Source organism: Corynebacterium sp. LaCa_23 (genome assembly GCF_058182375.1).
Window position 1 is genome coordinate 1,600,471 of sequence record NZ_CP190825.1, and the last position, 21,591, is coordinate 1,622,061.

Sequence of the window (21,591 nt, forward strand, 5' to 3'; positions counted from 1 at the left end):
CTGCTCCGAGATTTTTCGGTGGCGAAGCGGGAAGCGGGCGGTTTATGCGCAGCACCCTTATACGCGGTGGCTGCAACCCGGTTTAGACCGCGAAGTTTGCCATGAGGCTCATGGCCACCCAGGTAACCATGGCAGAGGGAAGCATGCCATCAAGGCGGTCCATCAAACCACCATGCCCGGGGAGGATGTGGGACATATCTTTAATGCCCAGCTCTCGCTTAAATTGCGATTCCACCAAGTCACCCAATGAGGCGCAAATAACAAGGCCGAGCCCCATCAAGGCGCCGATCCACGCCGAATGGTGCAAGAGGAAATGGACGGACACCGCACCAACGATGACGCCGAAGCCAATGGAGCCGCAAAAGCCCTCCCAGGATTTCTTCGGGCTCACGGCCGGTGCCATGGGGTGGGAGCCAAACATCACGCCGACGATATAGCCGCCCGTATCGGAGGCGACCACGCACAGCATGAAGACCACGATGGAAGCGGCGCCGCTGGCCACCGGGGTAGAAATCAACGACAGCATCGCTGCAAAAGTCGCGAAAAGCGGAATCCACGTGAGCACGAAAATGCCGACGGACATGTCCCGCAGGTAATTGATGGGAGGGCGATGCCGCCCGTTATGGAAAAGCCTGCCGAACATCAAAATGAGTACGGCGGTAACGTAGACGGCCACGAGGCCGGGCGCGCCAAGCGGCCAGGAAATCCACACCATGGCCTGGCCCAAAATGATTAACAGCGTGCGCGGGATATAGTACGAGTTCTCCCGCAAGCGGGTAAGAACTTCCCACATGGCCCCGCCGACGGCGACGGCAACCACCGCATACCAGGCCAAGGGGCCAGCCCACACGGCGAGGACAACGAGGGCGCCGAGCCCCACGCCTACTCCAATAGCCGCCGGCAAGTCACGGCCTGGGCCATTTTTCGGCTGCGGCAATCGGCGGTTCAAGGCGTCACTCACCGTGACCGGCTCCTTTCACTTGACGTTGTATGCGCGTCGCGGGGCTTATCTATTTCCTATACAAAAATACTACGTACAGAAAAGCGCCGCCGGCCGAGGTGGGCGCGGCGGCAGTGGAAAAGACCTAGACCTCCATCAATTCGGATTCCTTGTTTTCCACCAGCTTGTCAACCTGCTCGACATAGCCAGCGGTAATCTTTTCCATTTCCTTTTCTGCGGCAAGGACCTCATCCTCGCCTTCTTCGCCATCCTTTTGAAGCTTCTTCAGCTGTTCCATGGCCTTGCGGCGGATATTACGGATGGCAATCTTGCCGTCTTCGCCCTTGCTCTTGGCCAGCTTGACCATTTCCTTACGGCGTTCCTCGGTCAACTGCGGAACGGTCACGCGCAAAACGTGGCCATCGTTGGTGGGGTTAACACCCAAATCCGAGTTGCGGATGGAGTTTTCAATCTCTTGGATCATGGACTGCTCGTAGGGCTTGATGAGCAACATGCGCGGCTCTGGCACGGAGATGGTAGCCATCTGAGTAATCGGGGTCGGCGCACCGTAGTATTCCGCGATGAGTCCGTTGAACATCGCCGGGTTCGCGCGGCCGGTGCGAATGGTCACCAGCTGCTCGCGGGTGTGCTCGACGGAAGCGGTCATGTGTTCTTCGGCTTCGAGCTGAATGTCATCGATCATGAGGCTGAATCATCCTTCAACGTTGAGGGGTAGCTGTATAAAAGGTAGCAGGTTCTGTGCCGTTTTAGAATTAGGACTGCACCAGCGTGCCGATAACCTGGCCGCTTGCGGCGCGGGCAATATTCCCCTCTTCCAAGAGGTTGAAGACCAAGATCGGCATGTCATTGTCCATGCACAGGCTAAAGGCGGTTGCATCGGCTACCTTGAGTCCCTTTTCAATAACCTCGCGCGGAGTGATTCGGGTGTAGAGCTCCGCATCGGGGTTCGTGCGTGGGTCGTCGGAGTACACGCCATCAACACCCTTGGCCAGGAAGAGGACATCGGCGCCGATTTCCAGGGCGCGCTGCGCGGCGGTGGTATCCGTGGAAAAGTACGGCATGCCCATGCCGGCACCGAAGATAACGACGCGACCCTTCTCAAGGTGGCGGTCAGCGCGCAGTGGCAGGTACGGCTCGGCGATTTGCGCCATGTTGATAGAGGTTTGCACGCGGCAATCAACGCCCTTTTGCTTCAAGAAGTCCTGCAGGGCCAACGAGTTCATGACCGTACCCAGCATTCCCATGTAGTCAGAGCGGGCGCGGTCCATGCCGCGCTGTGAAAGCTCTGCACCGCGGAAGAAGTTGCCGCCGCCGATCACCACGGCGATTTCGATGCCCTGCTCGGCCACTTCAGCGATTTGGCGAGCAACGTTATCGACAACGTCTGGGTCGATGCCAACCTTGCCGCCGCCAAACATTTCGCCGCCGAGTTTCAGCATTACTCGTTTGTATCCGGTTCGCTTCTCGTCTGCAGAAGTCACGCCTTCATCGTCTCCTTTTGCGCGGGCTGATTTATTTCTTTTCCATCTTACCTACACTGTCCCCGCTTCCCCACACCGCACCGCAGCCCGGCAGGCGCCCCTTCCCCATCGCCTCTAGACAGCAGAAAAGCCCACCGAGAGGGTGTACCTCCCGTGGGCTTTAAAGGCTAAAAAGCGGCTGAGGCTTAAGCGCCAACCTCGTAGCGGACGAAGCCGGTGATGATGGTGCCGGCCTCTTCTGCAACCTGCTTAACGGTCTTCTTGTTATCGGACAAGGAAGCCTGCTCCAGCAGAACAACGGACTTGTAGAAGCCGTTCAGGCGGCCTTCCACGATCTTTGGAAGAGCAGCCTCAGGCTTGCCCTCCTCGCGAGTGGTGGCCTCAGCGATGGAGCGCTCCTTCTCGACGATCTCTGCAGGAACGTCTTCGCGCTTCAGGTACTCAGCGTTCATAGCTGCAATCTGCAGAGCGGCAGCGTGTGCGCCTTCCTTGTTACCTTCGTAGGAAACCAAGACACCGACTGCAGGAGGCAGGTCAGCGGAGCGCTGGTGCAGGTAGACAGCAACATTGTCGCCATCAACGGTGACTGCACGACGTGCCTGCAGCTTCTCACCGGTCTTTGCGGACTCCTGGTCAACGAACTCGGAGACCTTCTGGCCCTCGATCTCTACGTTGTTGAGTTCTTCCGGGGAGTTAGCCTTGGCTGCGGCTGCAGCTTCAACAATCTTCTTGGCGAAGGACTGGAAGCCCTCGTTCTTTGCCACGAAGTCGGTCTCGCAATTGATCTCAACCATGGTGTTGCCGGATACGGCAACGAGGCCCTCGGTAGCCTCGCGGTCAGCGCGCTTGGACACGTTCTTCGCACCCTTGATGCGCAGGAATTCAACGGCCTTGTCGTAGTCGCCGCCGTTTTCTTCCAGGGCCTTCTTGCAATCGAGCATGCCGGAGCCAGTTGCTTCGCGCAGTGCCTTCACGTCTGCAGCAGTGTAGTTCGCCATAGTTAGGGCGATCCTCCTTGAAAATCAGTCAGTGTTCGTTGAAACAGCGTAGCCGAAGAAACGGTCTCGCGCCGTCTTTGGGTGGGGGTATCTACCCCAGTTTCCTTCATCAATGCGATTGTACGGAGGCTAGTTTTAGCCGCCTCCAGCATAGATAAAAGTAACCCCCACCGCCGTAGCACACGGTGGTAGGGGTTAGGTAAACAGCCTTGTACAGGAATTATTCCCTAGCTGCCCCACACCAAGATGTGCGTGGGGTATTCAATTAAGTGCAGTTAAGAAAGAATCCTCACAAGAGGCAGGCCTACTGTGCAGGCTTGTCTGCGGGGGCTTCCTCAGCCTTTTCTGCAGAAGCAGGATCGGATGCGGCTGCAGCAGCCTCAGCATCGCGCTGTTCCTTCTCTGCGGAATCGCCGGCAGCTTCCTTAGCGGCTGCAAGCTGGCGCTCCTCGCGAGCCTTCTTGCCTTCCTCGACGGCGGAAGCCACGATGCCGGACAGCAGCTTGGTGGAACGGATTGCGTCATCGTTGCCCGGGATCGGGAAGTCAACGTCATCCGGGTCGCAGTTGGTGTCCAGGATGGCAACAACCGGGATGTTCAGCTTGTGAGCTTCCTTAACCGCGATGTGCTCCTTGTTGGTGTCAACAATCCACAGTGCGGACGGGGTCTTGGCCATCTCAGAGATGCCGCCCAGAACGCGCTCAAGCTTGGCGCGCTCGCGGTTGAGCATCAGAACTTCCTTCTTGGTGCGGCCCTTGTAGCCGTCCTCGCGCTCATCCATAGCCTGAAGTTCCTTCATGCGCTTCAGACGCTTGGACACGGTCTGGAAGTTGGTGAGCATGCCGCCCAACCAGCGGTGGTTGACATAAGGCATGCCGACGCGGGTTGCTTCTTCAGCAACTGCTTCCTGCGCCTGCTTCTTGGTGCCAACGAAAAGGATGGTGCCACCGTGAGCGACGGTTTCCTTAACGAACTCGTATGCCTCATCGATGTAGGTCAGCGTCTGCTGCAGGTCGATGATGTAGATGCCGTTACGGTCGGTGAAGATGAAACGACGCATCTTCGGGTTCCAGCGACGGGTCTGGTGGCCAAAGTGCACACCAGCGTCGAGGAGCTCGCGCATGGTTACAACTGCCATGATTCGCTCGCTTTCTTTTACTTGTCTTTCGGTTTTCCAAATGTGCGGTGTTTTATTCCGCACCCTAGCAACGAAGACCCTGCCAACACCTTGTTTCCAAGGACCACGTCAGCTGCCGGGCCGCCACACCCTTAACGCAGGATGCAACAACTTCGTCGCGCGTAGTCAATGCCTCCGTGAGGGTTAACTCCCAGCGGACACACTGCTATGAAAGACAATAATCCCAGCCAGCTAGATTTTCCAAACCGAACAAGCACTTTTCCACAAGTTTCTTTGGACGTTTCGCCTCGATTGTCACTCGGGTTTCTTCCGCCCCACCGCTGCCAGTTTATCCACAGCCAGCCCACGCTTCGCAGGACATTATTTGCCCTGGCGCTACACACTGTGCCCCATGAACCTTTTTCCACGACCACGCAATAATGCCGCTTGCAGATGCCCCCTTATCCCCACCCTCGCCACCACCCTCACTGGTGCGCTCGTGCTACTGTGCGCGGCACCCGCTGCCGCATACGTCGATCCCGCCTCGGGTAAACCGCGCCCGGTTCGGGTGCTGCGCGGCTTTGATAAGCCCGAGCATAAGTGGAGCGCTGGCCACCGCGGCGTCGATATGGACCTAAGAATTGGCGGCCGCGTCGTCGCCGCCGAATCCGGCACCGTCGCTTTTGTCGGCACCGTCGCTGGACCCCCGGTCATTTCGATAGACCATGCAGATGGCATTCGTACCACGTATCAACCCGTGCACGCGAGCGTCACCCAAGGCCAAGAAGTGCGCGAGGGCCAAACCATAGGAAAGCTCGGCCACCCAGTAGACGGCACACCAGGACTGCATTGGGGCGCGCGGATTGCCAAGGACAGCTACATTGACCCATTAAGCCTGCTGGATATGCCGGTTATCCGCCTCAAGCCTTTATAAGAATCACTCAGGCCCGCGGGTGGGCCTGGGAATAGACCTGCTTTAGCCGCTTTGCGGAAACATGCGTATAGATTTGCGTGGTACTCAAAGACGAGTGTCCCAATAACTCTTGGACCACGCGCAGGTCCGCGCCGCCTTCTAAAAGATGTGTAGCCGCAAGGTGTCGCACCCCGTGCGGCGTTAGGCCGCTTGTGCCGGTAACCGTGGCGGCTTTGTCTACGATGCGCCGCACCTGGCGCTGGTCAATGCGCGCTCCCCTGCTGCCTACAAAGATGGCCTGGGTTTCTCCCCGCGCCATTTCTTTGCGCCCGCCGTCTATCCACTGCTGCAGGGCATCGGTTGCGGCGGCACCAAAGGGCACGACCCGTTGCTTATTTCCCTTACCGGTTACCCGTGCGGTGGACCGCTTAAAGTCCACGTCTTCTATATCGAGGCGGACCAATTCCGCCACGCGCATTCCGGTGGCATAAAGGAGCTCCAAAATGGCACTATCGCGCTGAAAATGTGCTTCATCGACAGAAACGGCGTTGCCCACAAGTTCGCCCGCCTGCTGCGGTGCCATGACTGTTGGGAGATGCTGGCCCACCTTCGGTGTTACCAATCGTGCCGCAACATCACGGGTGAGGTAGCCTTCCCTTTCCGCCCAGGTAGAAAAGGCTTTAACTGAGGCAGTCCTGCGCGCCAGCGTTGCGCGCGCCTTTCCTTCTGCGACCGCGTTGCCCAGCCACTGCCGCAGGTTATTGAGGTTAAAGTCCGCAAAGGTATCGATGTCTTGGGCCAGTTTTTTTAGGTCCGCGCGGTAGCCACGCACCGTGGCCTCCGCACGGCCCTTGACGCAGAGTTGGAAGTCCGCAAAGTCCTCGATGGCCTCGTCCATTTGCCCGACCGGGCCACGACTTTCTGCGGCCTTCCGTTTATCACTCATACCCCACGAGTTTACTTGCTTTTCAGCCCATCTCTAAGCGAACCCAGTTATTTCCCTCCCGCACGATCACACACATTTTCTCTAGGGCAAGCAATAAGTGGATAGTAAGGGGCAGGCGGAATCCCGCGTCCCGGGCAATATCTTCAGCAGTAGCCGGAGGGCTTCCTGGCGGCGGGGTCGCGTCAAAGACCCGCAGCTCATTCCGCGATAATCGCTGCGTTAACGACGCCGCAAAATTCATTTCATACTGCGCCTCCGGATCAACCGTCCCGGCGCGGCCCACCAGGGCGCGGACTTCGTCGGCGCTGGCGACCAACTGGGCCCTCCCGTCTTGGATGCGCTGGTGGCACCCGAGCGAGCCACTCGTCGTAATTGGCCCCGGCACGGCCATGGCAACGCGCCCCAAGGCTTCTGCCCAGTTGAGGGTATTAAGCGCACCCGAGCGATATGCTGCTTCCATGACCACGATTCCTTGGCTTAGCGCCGCAACAAGGCGGTTGCGAATGAGGAAGCGATGCCGCTTGGGTGCTGTCTCGGGAGCGAATTCGGAGACGATGCAGCCATTATCGGCTATCTGGTCAAAGAGTCCACCATTGCGGGCCGGGTAATTCTTGTCGATTCCGCACGCGGCGACAGCAATGGTGCGCCCCGCATTGTGCAAGGCGGTCTCATGCGCCACGGTATCTACTCCCAAAGCCCCGCCGGAGACGATAGTCCACTGATGGTTCACTAGGCCTGAGACCACACTTTGGGTTGCCTGCCACCCGTAGCGCGAAATGGCGCGCGTGCCCACGATTCCCACGGCCTGCCCTACCTCGGGTTTAAGCGCTGAGCCGCGTACCCACAAGCTATGCGGCGGTACTGCTTGCTCATCGAAAGTGGCCGGCGCGTCCGCGCCATTCTGGTAGAAACCGAAGGCAGAAGAAAACGCCTCGGCTGGCCACTCGGGGCTATCGGCAGTGATCAATCGCGCCCCCACGCGCTCTGCGGCGGCGAGGTCTTCTTTTTGCCGCACCCAATCAAACCGTGAGGCGGTGCGCGCTAAGAGAGGCCCGATCCAATCGGCTCGGTGATAAATCCCGTGGGCAATCTCTTCGGCCGAATGATGTTCCAGCAAGGCCTGCAAGGAGGCGGACGGGCCTTCCACCACGCGATTGAGATATACCCATGTGGCAAGTGGAGTCGATAAATCAAGATCGCTCATGCCGAAATCCTCCCTACCGTTTGGCTCGAACGAAGGTCGAGGGATTGACCCACTTCCGCAAGATCGGGTGTGGAACTGCCATGCAAGTCGGCCAAGGTCCACGACACGCGCAGGACGCGGTCGATGCCGCGCTGCGAAATCTCGCCCTCGGCAAGGTAGGCAGACAACATGATCATCGCGGACTCAGATGCGGGGCGGTGCCGGCGCAAATAGGACGAGGGCACGGCGCCGTTGACGCGGGCGGGAATGCCGTCGGCCGCCCAGCGCGCCCGGGCACGGTCGCGGGCTGCGGCGACCCGCTCGGCAATGGCGGCAGAGGATTCTTCGCCCTCAGCATTGATGGTGGCTGACTGTCCGGAGAGGGTGACCACCATGTCCAAGCGGTCGCGCAACGGCCCGGAGAGATTCGATAGATAATGAAGCCGGTCATGCGGATTGCACGTGCATTGAGAGGGATCCTCGGCGGCGCACCGACAGGGGTTAGCAGCCATAATCAGTTGGAATCGCGCCGGGTAGTCAATCTCCCGCTGCGCGCGTGCCAGGCGGACATGACCTTCTTCTAAAGGCGCGCGCATGCCGTCAAGGACTGGGGCGCTTACCTCGCTGACCTCATCGAGGAAGAGCACCCCATTATGGGCCAGGCTCACCGCCCCTGGGCGAGGATGACCGCTTCCACCACCAAGGAGCGCCGCACGGGTAACCGAAGAGTGCGGGGCGATGAAGGGCGCGTGGGAGACCACTTCACCGGGAGTTCCCGTGAGCGAGTGGACCGCGGTGGTTTCTACCATCTGGTCCGGGCTTAGCGCCGGAAGAATGCTGGGCAAGCGCGAGGCGATCATGGATTTTCCTGAGCCCGGTGGGCCGATCATCAACAGATGGTGCCCACCGGCGGCAGCGACTTCCGCCGTCCATTTAGCATGGTGTTGTCCGGCTATATCGCAGAAATCTAGCCGCTCCTGTGCGGGCGCCGGTGCGGGTTGATCAGAGCAGCACTCGGCCGCGCGGGGCAGGTCGCGCTCTCCTAGCGCCCACGCAAAGGCATCAAAGAGCGTGGCTGCAACCAGCACATTCAAATCGGGAACGAGGGTGGCCTCGGCCGCATTTCCTGGCGGAATAACCAGCGTAGAAATGCCCTCCTCGCGGGCGGCGAGAAGCGCTGGGATGATGCCAGGGACTGCTCTAACCGTGCCGTCCAGGCCCAGTTCCCCGAGCACCAGGGTTTCTTCAAGGACCCGGTTGGGTGACTGCACAGAGCGCGCGTAGTCAGCGCCGTGCTGTTCTACGTGGGCGGCGAGAATCGCAAGGGCCATGGGCAGGTCAAAGTGGGAGCCTGATTTTGGGAGCGAGGCCGGCGACATGGAGACGATGACCTTGGTTTTCGGCCATGGCAGGCGGGAATTCGCGGCGGCGGTCTTGATGCGGTCGCGGGATTCAGATATCGCGGTATCCGCATGCCCCACCACATGGATTCCGGGCAGGCCATGCCCTACGTTGGCTTCGACGTTGATGACGCGGGCGAGCACGCCGTGCAGGGAGACTGCTAAGCATTTACCGAGGGCCATCGTCGACCCCCGTAAAGTGCTCTAGTTCAAAACCCTCGCCATTGACCACGAGAGCAATGACATCGAAGCGTACGGTAGCCAGCGGCTTGCCGTCTAGCCACTGGACGGCGGCCCTGCGCATGCGGGCAAGCTTGTGTGGGGTCACCGCCTCGGCTGTGCCAAAGCTCGCGGTAGAGCGGGTTTTTACCTCTACGAAGACGATCGTGCCATCGGGCTCGCGGGCAATAAGGTCGATTTCTCCCACTCGGTAGGAGACGTTGGCAGCAATGATGTCGGAACCGCGCTCGCGGAGGTAGCGCGCGGCGAATGATTCTCCCCGCTTTCCCAGTTCTTGCCTGTGCCGGGGGTGCTTCGTAGCGAGGTGTTTATCGGATGCAAATTGCATGTGCGGCGTCCTTTTCTTTCGTGCTGTTTGTGCTGCACGCACAGAACACCGCAGGATGCGGGCCGGATACAAGCCCGAAAACCAGAAAACCGCCGCGGATGTGAATAACTTCGGCATCACGAAGGGTTATCCACAGCTGCGGCGGGATGGAGCGGGCGCCGGGTTGACAGGCGCCCAGTGCCCTAGTCCGGCATGATGAAATCCGGCTTGTCCAGTTCCTCGATATTGACGTCCTTGTAGGTAATGACGCGGACATAGCGCACGAATCGGGCGGAACGGTACATATCCCACACCCAGGCATCGGACATGCGCACCTCGTAGTACACATCGGGCCCGGCGGTATGGGGAATCAGTTCTACGGCATTGGCCAGGTAGAAACGTCGTTCGGTTTCTACGACATAAGAAAACTGGCTGACGACATCGCGATATTCGCGGTAAAGGGACAGCTCTACCTCTGCCTCGTAGTTTTCGAGTTCCTCTGCACTCACTGTGGACCTCCAAAATATGGGATAGCTCGCCCTAGCTTAGCGCGCAGAAACGACAATTTTCGCTAGGCACGCGCAGTGAATTGGGCATGCGCGCGCTGCACATTGCTGTAGCTCATGCGGTGTTCTGGACTCGCCCCCAAAGCGGCAATCGCGGCCTCGTGCGCCTTGGTTCCATAGCCCTTATGCCCAGCCAATCCATAACCCGGAAAGCGCTCGTCTAGATCCCGCATGAGGCGATCTCGGCTTACCTTGGCCAGCACGCTCGCCGCCGCAATGCACCGCGCCGCCGCGTCCCCACCAACGATGGGCAGGTGGGGTTGGGTGAGGCCGGGGATAAAGAGGGCATCGGAAAGCACATAGCCTGGGCGCTGTTCCAGGCGCGCTACTGCCCGGCGCATGCCTGAGGTATTGGCGTGTTGGATGCCACGCTTGTCGATGTCCCCCGCACCAATATGCACCACTGACCAGTCCACAGCCTTGTCTTTGATGATGGGAAAGAGTTTTTCGCGCTGGCGGGGCGTGAGCTTTTTGGAATCGGTTAAGGTATCCAACTCGCCCACGATGCGCTCGGGCAGGATGCAAGCAGCGATGGTGATGGGGCCGCAGCACGCACCGCGGCCAGCCTCATCCACCCCGGCGACGGGGCCGAGCCCTGCCTTGGCCAACGCCACTTCAAAGGTGCGTTGCTGTTTAAGCCGCCGCATCCTGGATATCCGGATCGTCAATGCCGCCAAAGCGCGATACGGGCAGGACCACGGCTTCTACCTTGCCGCGCACATTGTCCACCGGCACGGTGCCTTGCAGGTGATCGCCGATATGCGCGCGGGAATCCAGGGAATTGGTGCGGTTATCCCCCATGACCCACATATTGCCTTCTGGAACGGTCACGGGACCGAAGTATTGGCCGCCGCAGGCCTGCGAGCCGGAGCCGGGATCAACCGGGATCTCGGGCGGATCCAACGTGAAGCTCTGGTCTATCGGTGCACCATCCACCATCACCGCGGAATCGCCCTCCTCACACTTGACCGTCTGGCCCTCGGTGGCGATAACGCGCTTGACCAGAATATTTTCACCATTGGGCAAAAGCCCCACCGACGCCAAGGCGTTTTGGGCACCGCGCACCAGCACGTTATCGGAGCGCTGCACCTCAAATTCCGTATTCCAGGACTCAGGTCCTTCAAATACCACGACATCGCCTGGGTCCGGGTCGTGGAAGTAATAGCTCATCTTCTGCACCACGATGCGGTCATTATCGCAGCCGGTACAACCATGCAGCGTGGGTTCCATCGACGCGGAGGGAATGACATACATCCGGCCGACGAATGCCTGCAATAAGACTAGGAGCACGAAGCCGCCTATGACCGGCGCAAGGAAATCGCGCGTGCGCAGGCGCTGTTGCTGTGGTTTAGCTTTGGATGTCTGGGTCATCGACCCCACCAATGCGGTTGAACGGCCAGAATACGAACTGCACCTTTCCGCGCACGTTATCTACGGGGATCGTGCCGTGGAAATTATCGCCCATGTGGTAGCGCGAATCGGCAGACGCGGTGCGGTTATCCCCCATAACCCAAATATTATCTTCGGGCACCTTCACAGGGCCGAAATACGGGCCGCCGCAGGCTTCCGATCCAGTCGATTCATCCACTGGGTAAGTCGGCGGATCCTGCACGTAGTCCTGCTTGATGGGCTTGCCATCCACCATGACGGCGGGATCGCCTTCTTGGCAAGACACCGTCTGCCCACCGGTGGCGATAACGCGCTTGACCAGGGTATTTTCATCTGGCGGCGCCAAGGAGATAAAGCTCAGCGCATCCTGAATGCCGTGAATGACGGCATTGGATGAGCGTGGGGAGACGTAACTCCCGTTCCAGTCGTCGGTGCCCTTAAAGACCACAACATCGCCTGGCTCTGGGCCCTTATCGCCGTAGTAAGAGACCTTTTCTGTAAAGATGCGGTCATTCGTGCATCCCTCACAGCCATGCAGCGTCGGCTCCATGGATCCTGAGGGAATCACGTATTGGCGGCCGATGAAGTTTTGGAATAGCCCCACGACCACCAGCACGGAGACGACGACCACAAGAGTCTCCAGCCACCACGGCATTTGTTTTTTCTCCGTGGTTGCTTCCTCCGCGGCCGCTTCTTTGCCCTGCGAGATGCTTTCGTTATTCACCCGTCAGATCCTAGCAACTGCATGCCCGCAATCTGGATTGGCTCCCGTGACTGCGGGGCGATTCACAGGAAATCGAAATGATTCGAGGAGTGCACAATAAAAATCTCCCTCCCTTTCCGGCACTGTGCATGCAGGAAAGGAAGGGAGATAGGCGCTGCCCAGGGCGGGCGCTAGAACTAGCGACGCTCCTTGATGCGAGCCTTCTTGCCGCGCAGATCGCGCAGGTAGTACAGCTTCGCACGGCGAACGCGGCCACGACGGGAGACCTTGATGGACTCGAGGTTCGGGGAGTGAACCGGGAAGGTACGCTCTACGCCGATACCGAAGGAAACCTTACGCACGGTGAAGGTCTCGCGGATACCGGAGCCCTGGCGGCGGATGCAGATGCCCTTGAAGAGCTGTGCACGCTCGTTGTTACCCTCAATAACCTTGACGTTGACGTCGAGGGTATCGCCGGGGCGGAAGGACGGGATGTCGTCGCGCAGCTGCGCTGCATCGACCTTGTCGATAATGTTGGTCATACCAATATTCCTTTTCAGTTTGGGACAGAGGACCCTGGCGGCCGGAGGCCTGACCGGTTCGTGCCCGTTACATAGAACGATGGATTATCTTTCCATAGGAACCGGCCAATTCCAAATTCCTCAACTTCGCGGATTTACTACCCTACCTGGGGCGAGCCGGACACTCAGCACGCCTTAGGCAGGCATGGGTGAGCGGAGGATGGAGTGGTGCTCATCGAGGATCTTTGCCGTGCCCAGGTATCGCGCCCGGAAGACCAAGTACGACGCCACCACGGCACCCACCGTGATGCCAAAGAGGATAATGATGCTGCTCCAGAAGGTGCCATCATGAATGCCGTCGGTAGCGCGGGTAAACGCGTCCTTGGCGTAGGACATCGGATGGAAAGGGTGCAGCAGGCTGAGCGCGCGCGGAATCGCCAGGACCGGCCAGACCCCGCCAAAGACCATCACGCCCAGGGCGAACGCACCGGCGGCAAAGATCGAACCGATCTTGCGCCCGAAGGTAATCAGGAAGAACTGGTAGGTCGCCGCACCCACGGCGGAAATCGCGGCGAGCACGAGCGCGATCATGGACCAGCTTGCCGGCTGCCACCCCAAGGTGGAAGACATCAGGGCCATAAACGCCAGTATGAGGAAGTTCAGGCCGGTCAGCGCGGCAAAGGCACCGAATACGCTGCGGGCCGGGCTGGTGACGCGGGCTCCCCGGCGCGCCATGTAGTACGGCAGCGTCATCGCCAAGAGCAGCATGAAGAGGAAGCCGAATACGAGCACGAAGAGCATGGAGGCGCCGCCGGTAATATTCTTTTCGGTCGGGTCCGCTGGGTTGACCACCGTCTGCACGGGATGGACATTGGATGCGGTGAAGTTAATGGGAACCGCTATATTTTGCGCGGAATCCTCTGGGCGGGAAATGGTAGGGGCCTTGGCGGCGCCTTCGGCAAGCTTCGTAGATAGCTCGCCGGAGCCTTCCTTGAGGCGGTCCAAGCCGCCCTTGAGCTCGGCTCCGCCTTCAGCCAGGCGGCCGGTGCCCTCCTTGAGCGCACCCGTGCCATCGTGGAGGCGGGAGGCACCATCCTGCAAGCGGGTCGCACCGTCCTGCAGCTGCGAGGTACCGTCGCTAAGCCTGCCAACTCCGCCGCGCAGCTCCTTGATGCCATCGGACAGGCGGTGTGCACCGCCGTTCAGTGTGGTCAGCCCGCCGAGGTATTCCGATTGCGGGTCGGACAGGTTGTAGTGCAGCTGCCCGGTGCCTGCGGAAAGCTTCTCCAGCTGTCCCACCATATTTCCACTAGAGGCGGGATCGAGCCTGGATACCAACGAGTAGAGCTGATCCGCTTGCTGGGTCATACCGAGCCCGCGCAAGATATCTACCAGCTGGGTAAGGCTAGGTACCACGGCTTGGGCTTGCTTCAGCACGGGGATGAGCATGCCGGTGAGTTGATTGACCCCGGCATCGATCTGGCCCGCACCATCGGCGAGGCGGCCGGTGCCGGCAAGGAGCTTATCGGAGCCATCGGCAAGCCGGGAGGCACCGTCATCGAGGCGCGCCGCGCCATCACTCAGCTTGCCTGCACCATCATTCAACCGCCCGACGCCGTCATTGAGCCGCGTCGTTCCGTTGAGGAGCTCGGCCGTGCCGTTATTGAGCTTGCCCGCACCGTTGTCGAGCTTGTTGATGCCCTCAACCGCGCGCCCGCCGCCCTCTTGCAGCTTTCCAGCGCCCTCATCGAGGCGCCCCGCGCCGTCCGCGGCATTGCCCAGGCCGTCGCTGAGCTTAGTAAGGCCCTCAATAACCTGGTCGGCGTACTTTTTGGAAATGGCGTTTTCCACGCTGGTTTGTACCTGCGGAATAAGGCTGGAGGAAATGACCGAGCCATTCGTGCCGTAATAGTCATTCGTAGCGAAGTTGATCTCCGGTTTTTCGGGCTTATCGCTGATGATGGTGACGGCTTGTTCGGAAAAGTTCTTCGGGATAGTCACCACCATCAAGTACTTGCCCTTGACCAGACCCTCTTCGCCTTCGTCCTTGTTGACCTCAGAGAATTTGAGGTAATCGGTCTCTAGCAGGCCCTCGACCACTTGGTCGCCATAGTTGGTGTGCTTGCCCTGCTTGTCCACGCCGGCGTCTTCATTGACCACTGCGAGGTCAATATTGCGCATGTACTTGGATGGATCCCACATGGCCCACATCATGGTTCCGGCCACGATGATGGGCGCAACGAGGAAGAATACGATAAGCACCCGCGACAAAGCGCTGCGTGGGCGCCAGTCCAAGAGGCGGTGCCAGCCCAGCACTCCCCGGCCCTTGTGTTCCTCGCCGCTTATCGAGGGCATCGCTGCGGTGTCCTCGGCACCGTGACCGCTATCGGCCGCACGACTCATAGTTGTCTCCTTATGGCAGTAGTTCAGCGTCCCCCTTGCCCCCATCTGCCCAGGAGCACCTCGCTGAAGCAGGAGAAGAAGGACGCCATTTATTTAGTTTTGCCAAACTTACCATTATTGGATGCGGGAGTCCGCATCGATTGTAATGTGGCGGTCATATTTTTCGGGTCGTCCGCGGTTGGCGGGGATATTTTCCCCACCGCGGCCCCAAGCAGCGGCCCACCCTGCGGTGCTGGTAGGCCGCTGCACAGAGAAGCTAGAAGCCGGCCTTCTTCAGGGCATCGGCCATGGTCCCCTTGGCTGCCGGGCGCCCGCGGGAGCCTCCACGATCGGAGTTGCGTCCGCCCTTCTTCCCCGCTGCGCGCGAAGGCTTTTGACCGCCGCGCTTGCCGGATCCGCGCTGCGAGTCGCCGCCGCGGCGCTTCGGCGCGGGCTGGCCCGGCTCATCATCCAGCCGCAGCGATAGGCCGATGCGCTGGCGATCGACGTCGACCTCCATCACCTTGACCTTGACCACCTGGCCGGAGCGCACGACCTCATGGGGATCAGAAACATACTGATGGCTCATTGCAGAGACATGGACGAGTCCGTCTTGGTGCACGCCGATATCCACAAACGCGCCGAAGGCCGCGACGTTGGTGACCGTGCCCTCCAGCACCATGCCTGGGGTAAGGTCAGAGACCTTATGCACGCCTTCTTTAAAGGTAGCGGTCTTAAACTCAGGGCGCGGATCGCGGCCGGGCTTATCCAGCTCGGCGATGATATCGCTCACAGTTGGGATACCGAAGGTTTCATCGGCGAAATTGGCGGGATCCAGCTTGTCCAGCACGCGGGTATTGCCAATGAGCTCGCCGATGCCCAGCCCCGTCTGCTCCGCTATCCGCGTCACGATGGGATAGGCCTCCGGGTGAACCGCGGACGCATCGAGCGGGTCCGCTCCCCCATTAATGCGCAGGAAGCCGGCGGACTGTTCAAAGGCCTTCGGCCCCAGGCGCGGCACCTTCTTCAGTTCCTTGCGGGTAGCAAAAGAACCGTTGTCATTGCGGTAGGCCACGATATTGGCGGCAATGGTGGGGTTAATACCCGCCACGCGCTCCAATAGCGGCGCCGAGGCCGTATTGAGGTCAACGCCAACGCCATTGACGGCGCTTTCCACCACGCCATCCAGCGTGCGCGCCAGCGAAGTCTGGTTTACATCGTGCTGATACTGGCCCACGCCGATGGCCTTAGGATCGATCTTCACCAGCTCTGCCAGTGGATCCTGCAGGCGCCGGGCAATGGAGACCGCCCCGCGCAGCGAGACATCCATATCGGGAAATTCCTCCGCCGCCAGCTGCGATGCGGAGTAGACCGATGCCCCTGATTCGGAGACCACGACAGGCGTCGGCCGCTGTCCCCCAGCCTGCTTGAGTAGGTCAGCAATCTCGTGCGCAAGCTTTTCCGTTTCCCTAGAAGCAGTGCCATTGCCGATGGCCATAAGGTCAACCGAGTGCTGCGCGCACAGCGTGGACAGGGTCTGCACCGCCTGCGACCACTGGTTTTGTGGCTGGTGAGGATAGACAATGGTGGTATCGAGCACCTTGCCCGTTTTATCCACCACGGCGCATTTGGTGCCGTTGCGATAGCCCGGATCGAGGCCGATCGTCGCGCGCTGGCCCGCAGGGGCAGCAAGCAGCACATCGCGCAGGTTGGTGGCAAAGACCTTGAGGGCGCCTTCTTCTGCTACTTCTTTCAAGCGCATGCGCACATCCAGGCTGGAGGAAACATACAGTTTGGTGCGCCATCCCCAGTGCACGGCATTACCCAGCCACGCGGAGCTGCGATCCAGACCGAAGCGATCCACGATGAGGTCCTCGTAGTCGGCGTCATCACCGGCGTCCAGGTGCAGCTGCAGCACGCCTTCGTTCTCCCCGCGCAGGAGCGCCAGAATGCGGTGGGAAGGCAGCGAAGAAAAAGGCTCGTTGAAGTCGAAGTAATCCTTGAACTTCGCGCCCTCGGCTTCCTTCCCCTCTACCACCTGCGCCTGCATGGCACCCTGGTTAAACATGCGCTCGCGCACGCCACCCACCAAGTCTGCATCGAGTGCGAAGCGATCAATGAGGATGGAGCGCGCACCCTCGAGCGCCTTCTTGGTATCTGCGAAACCTTCCGTGAGATAGCCCTGCGCCAGTTCCTCCGGCTGGGCCTGCGGCTGCGCGATCAATGTGTCGGTCAGCTCTTCCAAGCCGGCTTCGCGCGCGATATCAGCCTTAGTCTTACGCCGCTTTTTATACGGCAGGTACAAATCCTCAAGCCGCGCCTTGGTATCGCAGGCAAGGATCTGGCCGCGCAGGTCATCGCTAAGCTTGCCCTGCTCATCAATGGCGGCAAGGACCGTCTCTTTGCGCTCTTCTAGCTCACGCAGGTAGGTGGCCCGCTCTTCGATGGTGCGCAGCTGCGCGTCATCCAAACCACCCGTGACTTCCTTGCGATAGCGCGCAATGAAAGGCACGGTATTTCCCTCCGCAAGGAGTTTCAGCGCCGTCGAAACCTGGGTTTCTTGAGCGCCGATCTCCGCCGCGATGGTGGCCGCAATATTCACGTAGATTCCTCACACTTCTATTTCAAAGCTTGGTACGGGACCCACCCAATCTACCGCATGCCTTGTCCACCGCCCCGGCCTGCCACCGCCGGACACACAAAAATCCTCTCCCTCCCGCACGCTACAAGCAGGAAGAAGAGGAGTAAAAGACGCCCCGATTTAGTGGATGACTACCTCGGCCCGATCGCCGCCGGTGCAGCTTACCCGCGAGGAGCTGCCGGAGCAGTACATCGTATAGGTACCACCGGTAGTAGGAGAATAAACGCTCAAGGTGGCATTCGTTCCGCCACCGGCCACCCAGTTATTCATGAAGGTGTTGTAGACGTTTTTGGCAAAGGCCTCTGAGGTTTTGCTCGTGGCCGCGTAATAGCTTGTGTAATCGCCCCACGAGTGCCCATTGCCGCTGCTTGCAGCCGCCTGTGCTGGTGCGGGCGCGGGAGCCTGTTCGGTCTTGGTCACGGTAGCTTCACTGCCAGACTTCCCGTCGTCCTTGGCATCGACCTTGGTGGAGTCAACCTTTTGCTGGAATTGGCTTTCCTGCGCGGTGGCGCTGGACTTATTGCCATTTCCCTGCACGAAAAAGAATGCGGCAGCAGCAACGGCCAATAGCGCCACAACTCCCAAAATGATCGCCGCAATCATGGCCCCATTCCCGCCGCGGCTCTGTTGCGGCTGGGAATACGCGGGGTACTGGTTGTACTGCGGCTGTTGGTTGTATCCGCCAAAGTCATTTCCATTGGGAGAAGTCATGCGAGAGAATCCTTGAAGAGCAAGTAAAAATGCGAGTGTGTGCTGCACTTACAGTATCACTGCCCAGCACCGATACAAGTCTTCTTAGGGCATTATCCTAGTTTTCTTCGCTGGACTCTGCGCACCATACGGGCTCAGCCGACCATGCGAATTCGGTATGGCCAATTTCCGTGCTCCCCAACCACGCTGCGGTGGGCGGTAGGCAATTGGCAACCATGGGCGCGACGGAGGGCAGGGCTGCTGTGGTATCGCCATTGACGATGACCCGCCACAGCGGCGTTCCTTCCGCCGCGGTTCCATTGCTGAAGGCATATTCTTGAGCCAATGGGCTATCTTTCGGCGCCGATGGAGCAACCACGGTGGCAAAAATATTTACCGGCGTAAAACCTGCATCGCGTAATTTCTGCGGCATATCTTCCTGGCATCCTTCCCATTCTTCCTGGGTCATCAGCACAGAAAGATCCACGCTCACCTGCATTATTGCCCCTTGCCTTCAGATTCGCGTGCGCGCAAGTGCGCTACATACGCTTTATCCGCCTTGCTCAATTCCACCTGGTCCAATAACTCCGGGCGACGCTGCCACGTGCGCTCCAATGCTTGTTCCCTGCGCCACCGGTCCACCAGCCCATGGTTTCCAGAGGTCAGGACCTCCGGCACCGCAAGCCCGCGCCACTCCCGCGGCTTGGTATAGCTCGGCCCCTCTAACAGGCCATCAGAAAAGGAATCCTCCTCATGTGATCGCTTATTGCCCAATACCCCGGGGATAAGGCGGACGATGGCTTCTGCAATCACCAGTACCGCAACTTCCCCGCCGATAAGCACATAGTCCCCGATGGATACCTCCCGAACGCGGTAGCGCTTCTTTGCATCTTCCACCACGCGCTGGTCGATGCCCTCGTAACGCCCACAGGCAAAAACAATATGCTCCTCGGTAGACCATGCCCGGGCATCCGCCTGGGTAAACGGCGCCCCAGCCGGGGTGGGCACCAGAAGCAGCGGGAGATCGCCATCCTCACTGGCGTCCTCGTGCGCCGCATCGGCGCCATAGGCCCGAGCTTCGACGCCCTCTAGTTCGTCGTGTCGAGGCCGGTTGAGGTGCGGCAGGGAGGAGTCGAGTGTGGGGGCGGTGGTTCCGAGGGCGGCATCGTCAAGCGCAGGGCCCCAAACCTCAGGCTTCATGACCATTCCTGGGCCGCCGCCAAAGGGCGAGTCATCGACCGATTTATGCGCATCCGTGGCCCACTGCCGCAGATCGTGCACGCCCACCTCAAGGCGGCCCTGCTCGATGGCCTTGCCCAAAAGGGCGTGGCGCAGCGGTTGCAGATATTCCGGAAAGATGGTCACTACATCGAGCCTCATAGGTCCAACAGCCCTTCCGGGGGTTCGATGGTGCACGTGCCGGCTTCCACATCGACCTCTGGGACGATGGCATGGACAAAGGGAACCAAGGCGGAGCTGCCCGAAGCCAGCTCAACCTCCAAGAGGTCTTGGCTAGGCCCGTGCACGACGGAAACCACAGCGCCGATATCTTCCCCGTCGCGGATAACGCGCAAACCTTCGAGCTCATGATCATAAAAGCCCTCGTCATCATCTTCTAACGGGGCGGCGAAAAATTGGGTGCCGCGCAGGCTATCCGCTTGGGTGCGATCGGCAATTTCCTTGCACGTCACCAAAAGCCTGCCCTTGTGGCTGCGCACCGCAGAGATGGTCAATTCGTGCTCCTTGCGGCCCTGCCTTCCCTGCAGTTTTTCTCCCACTGCAAAGCGCACCTCGGGCTCATCGGTGGTGGGCTCTACCACCACTTCTCCCTTGATTCCGTGCGACTTAATGACGCGCCCAATCATCAATTCCATGGCGCAAAGTTTAACGCATGCGCCCCGTTACCTTTATCTTCTGCTGCGCTCCCCACAATCCCGCCGCTAAGGATTAGGCTTGTGGCATGAACGACTCGCCCAACCCTACTTCCGAGCCACGCGGTGCACATCAGGAGGCACCGCACTCGCCCTTGATTGACCTTGACCTCGTAGCCTTGGCACCGCCCACCGATCCTGAACGCAATCGCCCAGGGGTCAAGCGGGTCTTAAACGGTGAGCGCGCCAACCTCATCCTTTTTAGTTTTGCCCCTGGTCAAACTTTGCCGGATCACAAGGCCGCCCACCCGATTATCGTGCAGGCAATACGCGGTGAAGTGAATTTCACCTGCGGGGAGAAAACGGTCACCCTATCCCCGGGTAATATGGTGCACTTGCCGGCTTATACAGTACATAGCGTTGCCGCGCCCCAACCGGATGTTAATTCGGATTCGCCCGCACAACAGGCGGACGCGCAGCCTGCACTGATGCTTTTAACGATGCTTACGGGCTAATTGAAATACACACACGGTTAGGACAGATTTTGGATACAACGCAGTCTCATAACAAGCCTTATCACCACGAAAACCTCCACGACGAGCTGCTGCGCATCGCCGTGCAATTAGGCAAAGAAAAAGGTCCTGAGGCTATTACCATCCGCGCCGTCACCCGCGCGGCAGGAGTGTCCCCTACGTCCGCTTACCGGCACTTTAAGGACCAGGAAGAGCTACACGATAAGGTGGCCGAGCTCGCCACCGATGAGCTCGTGCGCCGCCTGCACCGCACCACCAATGAAGCTGGTGACCTCGCCTTCCCCGATCGCCTCGTGCAGATAGGTTTTGCCTACCTCGACTTTGCCTTGGATGAAACGAATTTCTTCCGCTGCATGCTGGAGTGGAAGGCGCTGCGCTTTATGCTCGGCGTGGACCCGTCCACCCCCGATGATCCAAAAAGCGAACACCTGAACCTGATTCAGCGCTACTTCGATCTCTTGGCGCGCCATGCGCAGGCCCTAGGCCAAACGCCCAAGAAAGAATATTTCCTGCACAATAGCTTGCTGTCCTGGTCCGCCGTCCACGGGTTTACCGTGCTGGCCATTGACGGCCCCCTGTCCAAGCTGCCGCGGGAGGAAATCTATAAGCTTTTCAAGCCCGTCGTCGCAGGCAGCCTCCGCGGAATGGACTTTGAAGATCCGGACGATGTATATGGCAATTACCCCGAACTGCGCCCACACGATGGGGAGCATTAGGCACTAGCCTGTGGCGGCCGCGCGCTGGCCAAG

At 59.6% G+C, this 21,591-nt stretch carries 23 protein-coding genes; 3 read left to right on the forward strand and 20 right to left on the reverse strand.

Features of this window, described 5'->3' with window-relative positions; all coding sequences use genetic code 11:
• Nucleotides 1–82: 82 nt before the first annotated feature.
• From ACP8IT_RS07695 to rpsB, 5 genes are all read right to left on the reverse strand, one after another.
• The gene (locus ACP8IT_RS07695) at nt 83–961 is read right to left on the reverse strand and encodes a phosphatidate cytidylyltransferase (protein ID WP_005283618.1); all 879 of its coding nucleotides are present in this window, start codon (nt 959–961) and stop codon (nt 83–85) included.
• A 124-nt stretch (nt 962–1,085) separates the two neighbouring features.
• Nucleotides 1,086–1,643 (reverse strand): ribosome recycling factor, encoded by a 558-nt coding sequence (gene frr, locus ACP8IT_RS07700; RefSeq protein WP_005278690.1) that lies wholly within the window; start codon nt 1,641–1,643, stop codon nt 1,086–1,088.
• Nucleotides 1,644–1,713: 70 nt separating this feature from the next.
• Nucleotides 1,714–2,400, reverse strand: coding sequence for a UMP kinase (gene pyrH, locus ACP8IT_RS07705; protein WP_005278688.1), 687 nt, complete (start codon nt 2,398–2,400; stop codon nt 1,714–1,716).
• Nucleotides 2,401–2,627: 227 nt separating this feature from the next.
• Nucleotides 2,628–3,440 (reverse strand): translation elongation factor Ts, encoded by an 813-nt coding sequence (gene tsf / locus ACP8IT_RS07710; RefSeq protein ID WP_490289855.1) that lies wholly within the window; start codon nt 3,438–3,440, stop codon nt 2,628–2,630.
• Between the two features lie 304 nt (nt 3,441–3,744).
• Nucleotides 3,745–4,578, reverse strand: coding sequence for a 30S ribosomal protein S2 (gene rpsB, locus ACP8IT_RS07715; RefSeq protein ID WP_005278684.1), 834 nt, complete (start codon nt 4,576–4,578; stop codon nt 3,745–3,747).
• Nucleotides 4,579–4,969: 391 nt separating this feature from the next.
• On the opposite strand from rpsB, the gene ACP8IT_RS07720 reads away from it, so the two are divergent.
• Nucleotides 4,970–5,491 carry a M23 family metallopeptidase gene (locus tag ACP8IT_RS07720; RefSeq protein ID WP_490289856.1) on the forward strand — a complete coding sequence of 174 codons (522 nt, stop codon included), beginning with the start codon at nt 4,970–4,972 and terminating at the stop codon, nt 5,489–5,491.
• A 7-nt stretch (nt 5,492–5,498) separates the two neighbouring features.
• Here ACP8IT_RS07720 and ACP8IT_RS07725 read toward each other — a convergent pair whose 3' ends face one another.
• From ACP8IT_RS07725 to rimM, 15 genes are all read right to left on the reverse strand, one after another.
• Complete coding sequence (locus ACP8IT_RS07725; RefSeq protein WP_490289857.1) at nt 5,499–6,416, reverse strand: tyrosine recombinase XerC; 918 nt, start codon at nt 6,414–6,416, stop codon at nt 5,499–5,501.
• Nucleotides 6,417–6,438: 22 nt separating this feature from the next.
• Nucleotides 6,439–7,620: a DNA-processing protein DprA gene (dprA, locus tag ACP8IT_RS07730; RefSeq protein ID WP_023017308.1), complete on the reverse strand. Its 1,182-nt coding sequence runs from the start codon at nt 7,618–7,620 to the stop codon at nt 6,439–6,441.
• Nucleotides 7,617–9,182, reverse strand: a complete 1,566-nt coding sequence (locus tag ACP8IT_RS07735) for a YifB family Mg chelatase-like AAA ATPase (protein WP_490289858.1) — start codon at nt 9,180–9,182, stop codon at nt 7,617–7,619. The genes dprA and ACP8IT_RS07735 overlap by 4 nt, the downstream gene beginning before the upstream one ends.
• Nucleotides 9,169–9,567 (reverse strand): YraN family protein, encoded by a 399-nt coding sequence (locus ACP8IT_RS07740; RefSeq protein WP_278722863.1) that lies wholly within the window; start codon nt 9,565–9,567, stop codon nt 9,169–9,171. Before ACP8IT_RS07740 ends, ACP8IT_RS07735 begins: the two co-directional genes overlap by 14 nt.
• A gap of 182 nt (nt 9,568–9,749) precedes the next feature.
• Nucleotides 9,750–10,055: a DUF2469 domain-containing protein gene (locus ACP8IT_RS07745; RefSeq protein ID WP_005278666.1), complete on the reverse strand. Its 306-nt coding sequence runs from the start codon at nt 10,053–10,055 to the stop codon at nt 9,750–9,752.
• A gap of 62 nt (nt 10,056–10,117) precedes the next feature.
• Nucleotides 10,118–10,768 carry a ribonuclease HII gene (locus ACP8IT_RS07750; RefSeq protein ID WP_198010383.1) on the reverse strand — a complete coding sequence of 217 codons (651 nt, stop codon included), beginning with the start codon at nt 10,766–10,768 and terminating at the stop codon, nt 10,118–10,120.
• Nucleotides 10,746–11,483 (reverse strand): signal peptidase I, encoded by a 738-nt coding sequence (gene lepB, locus ACP8IT_RS07755; protein ID WP_490289859.1) that lies wholly within the window; start codon nt 11,481–11,483, stop codon nt 10,746–10,748. Before lepB (ACP8IT_RS07755) ends, ACP8IT_RS07750 begins: the two co-directional genes overlap by 23 nt.
• Nucleotides 11,461–12,156: a signal peptidase I gene (lepB, locus tag ACP8IT_RS07760; protein ID WP_239269541.1), complete on the reverse strand. Its 696-nt coding sequence runs from the start codon at nt 12,154–12,156 to the stop codon at nt 11,461–11,463. The genes lepB (ACP8IT_RS07755) and lepB (ACP8IT_RS07760) overlap by 23 nt, the downstream gene beginning before the upstream one ends.
• A gap of 245 nt (nt 12,157–12,401) precedes the next feature.
• Nucleotides 12,402–12,746: a 50S ribosomal protein L19 gene (gene rplS, locus ACP8IT_RS07765; RefSeq protein ID WP_005278655.1), complete on the reverse strand. Its 345-nt coding sequence runs from the start codon at nt 12,744–12,746 to the stop codon at nt 12,402–12,404.
• Nucleotides 12,747–12,920: 174 nt separating this feature from the next.
• Entirely contained in the window at nt 12,921–15,128 is a 2,208-nt protein-coding gene (locus tag ACP8IT_RS07770; protein ID WP_490289860.1) for a YhgE/Pip family protein, read from the reverse strand.
• A gap of 256 nt (nt 15,129–15,384) precedes the next feature.
• Nucleotides 15,385–17,709, reverse strand: coding sequence for a Tex family protein (locus ACP8IT_RS07775; RefSeq protein ID WP_490289861.1), 2,325 nt, complete (start codon nt 17,707–17,709; stop codon nt 15,385–15,387).
• A gap of 159 nt (nt 17,710–17,868) precedes the next feature.
• The gene (locus ACP8IT_RS07780; RefSeq protein ID WP_005278646.1) at nt 17,869–18,459 is read right to left on the reverse strand and encodes a hypothetical protein; all 591 of its coding nucleotides are present in this window, start codon (nt 18,457–18,459) and stop codon (nt 17,869–17,871) included.
• 97 nt (nt 18,460–18,556) lie between these two features.
• Nucleotides 18,557–18,871, reverse strand: a complete 315-nt coding sequence (locus ACP8IT_RS07785; RefSeq protein ID WP_490289862.1) for a hypothetical protein — start codon at nt 18,869–18,871, stop codon at nt 18,557–18,559.
• Nucleotides 18,872–18,936: 65 nt separating this feature from the next.
• Nucleotides 18,937–19,818 carry a tRNA (guanosine(37)-N1)-methyltransferase TrmD gene (gene trmD, locus ACP8IT_RS07790; RefSeq protein ID WP_490289863.1) on the reverse strand — a complete coding sequence of 294 codons (882 nt, stop codon included), beginning with the start codon at nt 19,816–19,818 and terminating at the stop codon, nt 18,937–18,939.
• Nucleotides 19,815–20,312, reverse strand: coding sequence for a ribosome maturation factor RimM (gene rimM / locus ACP8IT_RS07795; RefSeq protein ID WP_034654099.1), 498 nt, complete (start codon nt 20,310–20,312; stop codon nt 19,815–19,817). The genes trmD and rimM overlap by 4 nt, the downstream gene beginning before the upstream one ends.
• An 86-nt stretch (nt 20,313–20,398) precedes the next feature.
• On the opposite strand from rimM, the gene ACP8IT_RS07800 reads away from it, so the two are divergent.
• On the forward strand, nt 20,399–20,824 hold the full coding sequence (locus tag ACP8IT_RS07800; protein WP_302527095.1) for a cupin domain-containing protein: 426 nt from the start codon (nt 20,399–20,401) through the stop codon (nt 20,822–20,824).
• A 29-nt stretch (nt 20,825–20,853) separates the two neighbouring features.
• Nucleotides 20,854–21,558, forward strand: a complete 705-nt coding sequence (locus tag ACP8IT_RS07805; protein ID WP_490289864.1) for a TetR/AcrR family transcriptional regulator — start codon at nt 20,854–20,856, stop codon at nt 21,556–21,558.
• The last annotated feature ends 33 nt before the right edge of the window (nt 21,559–21,591 follow it).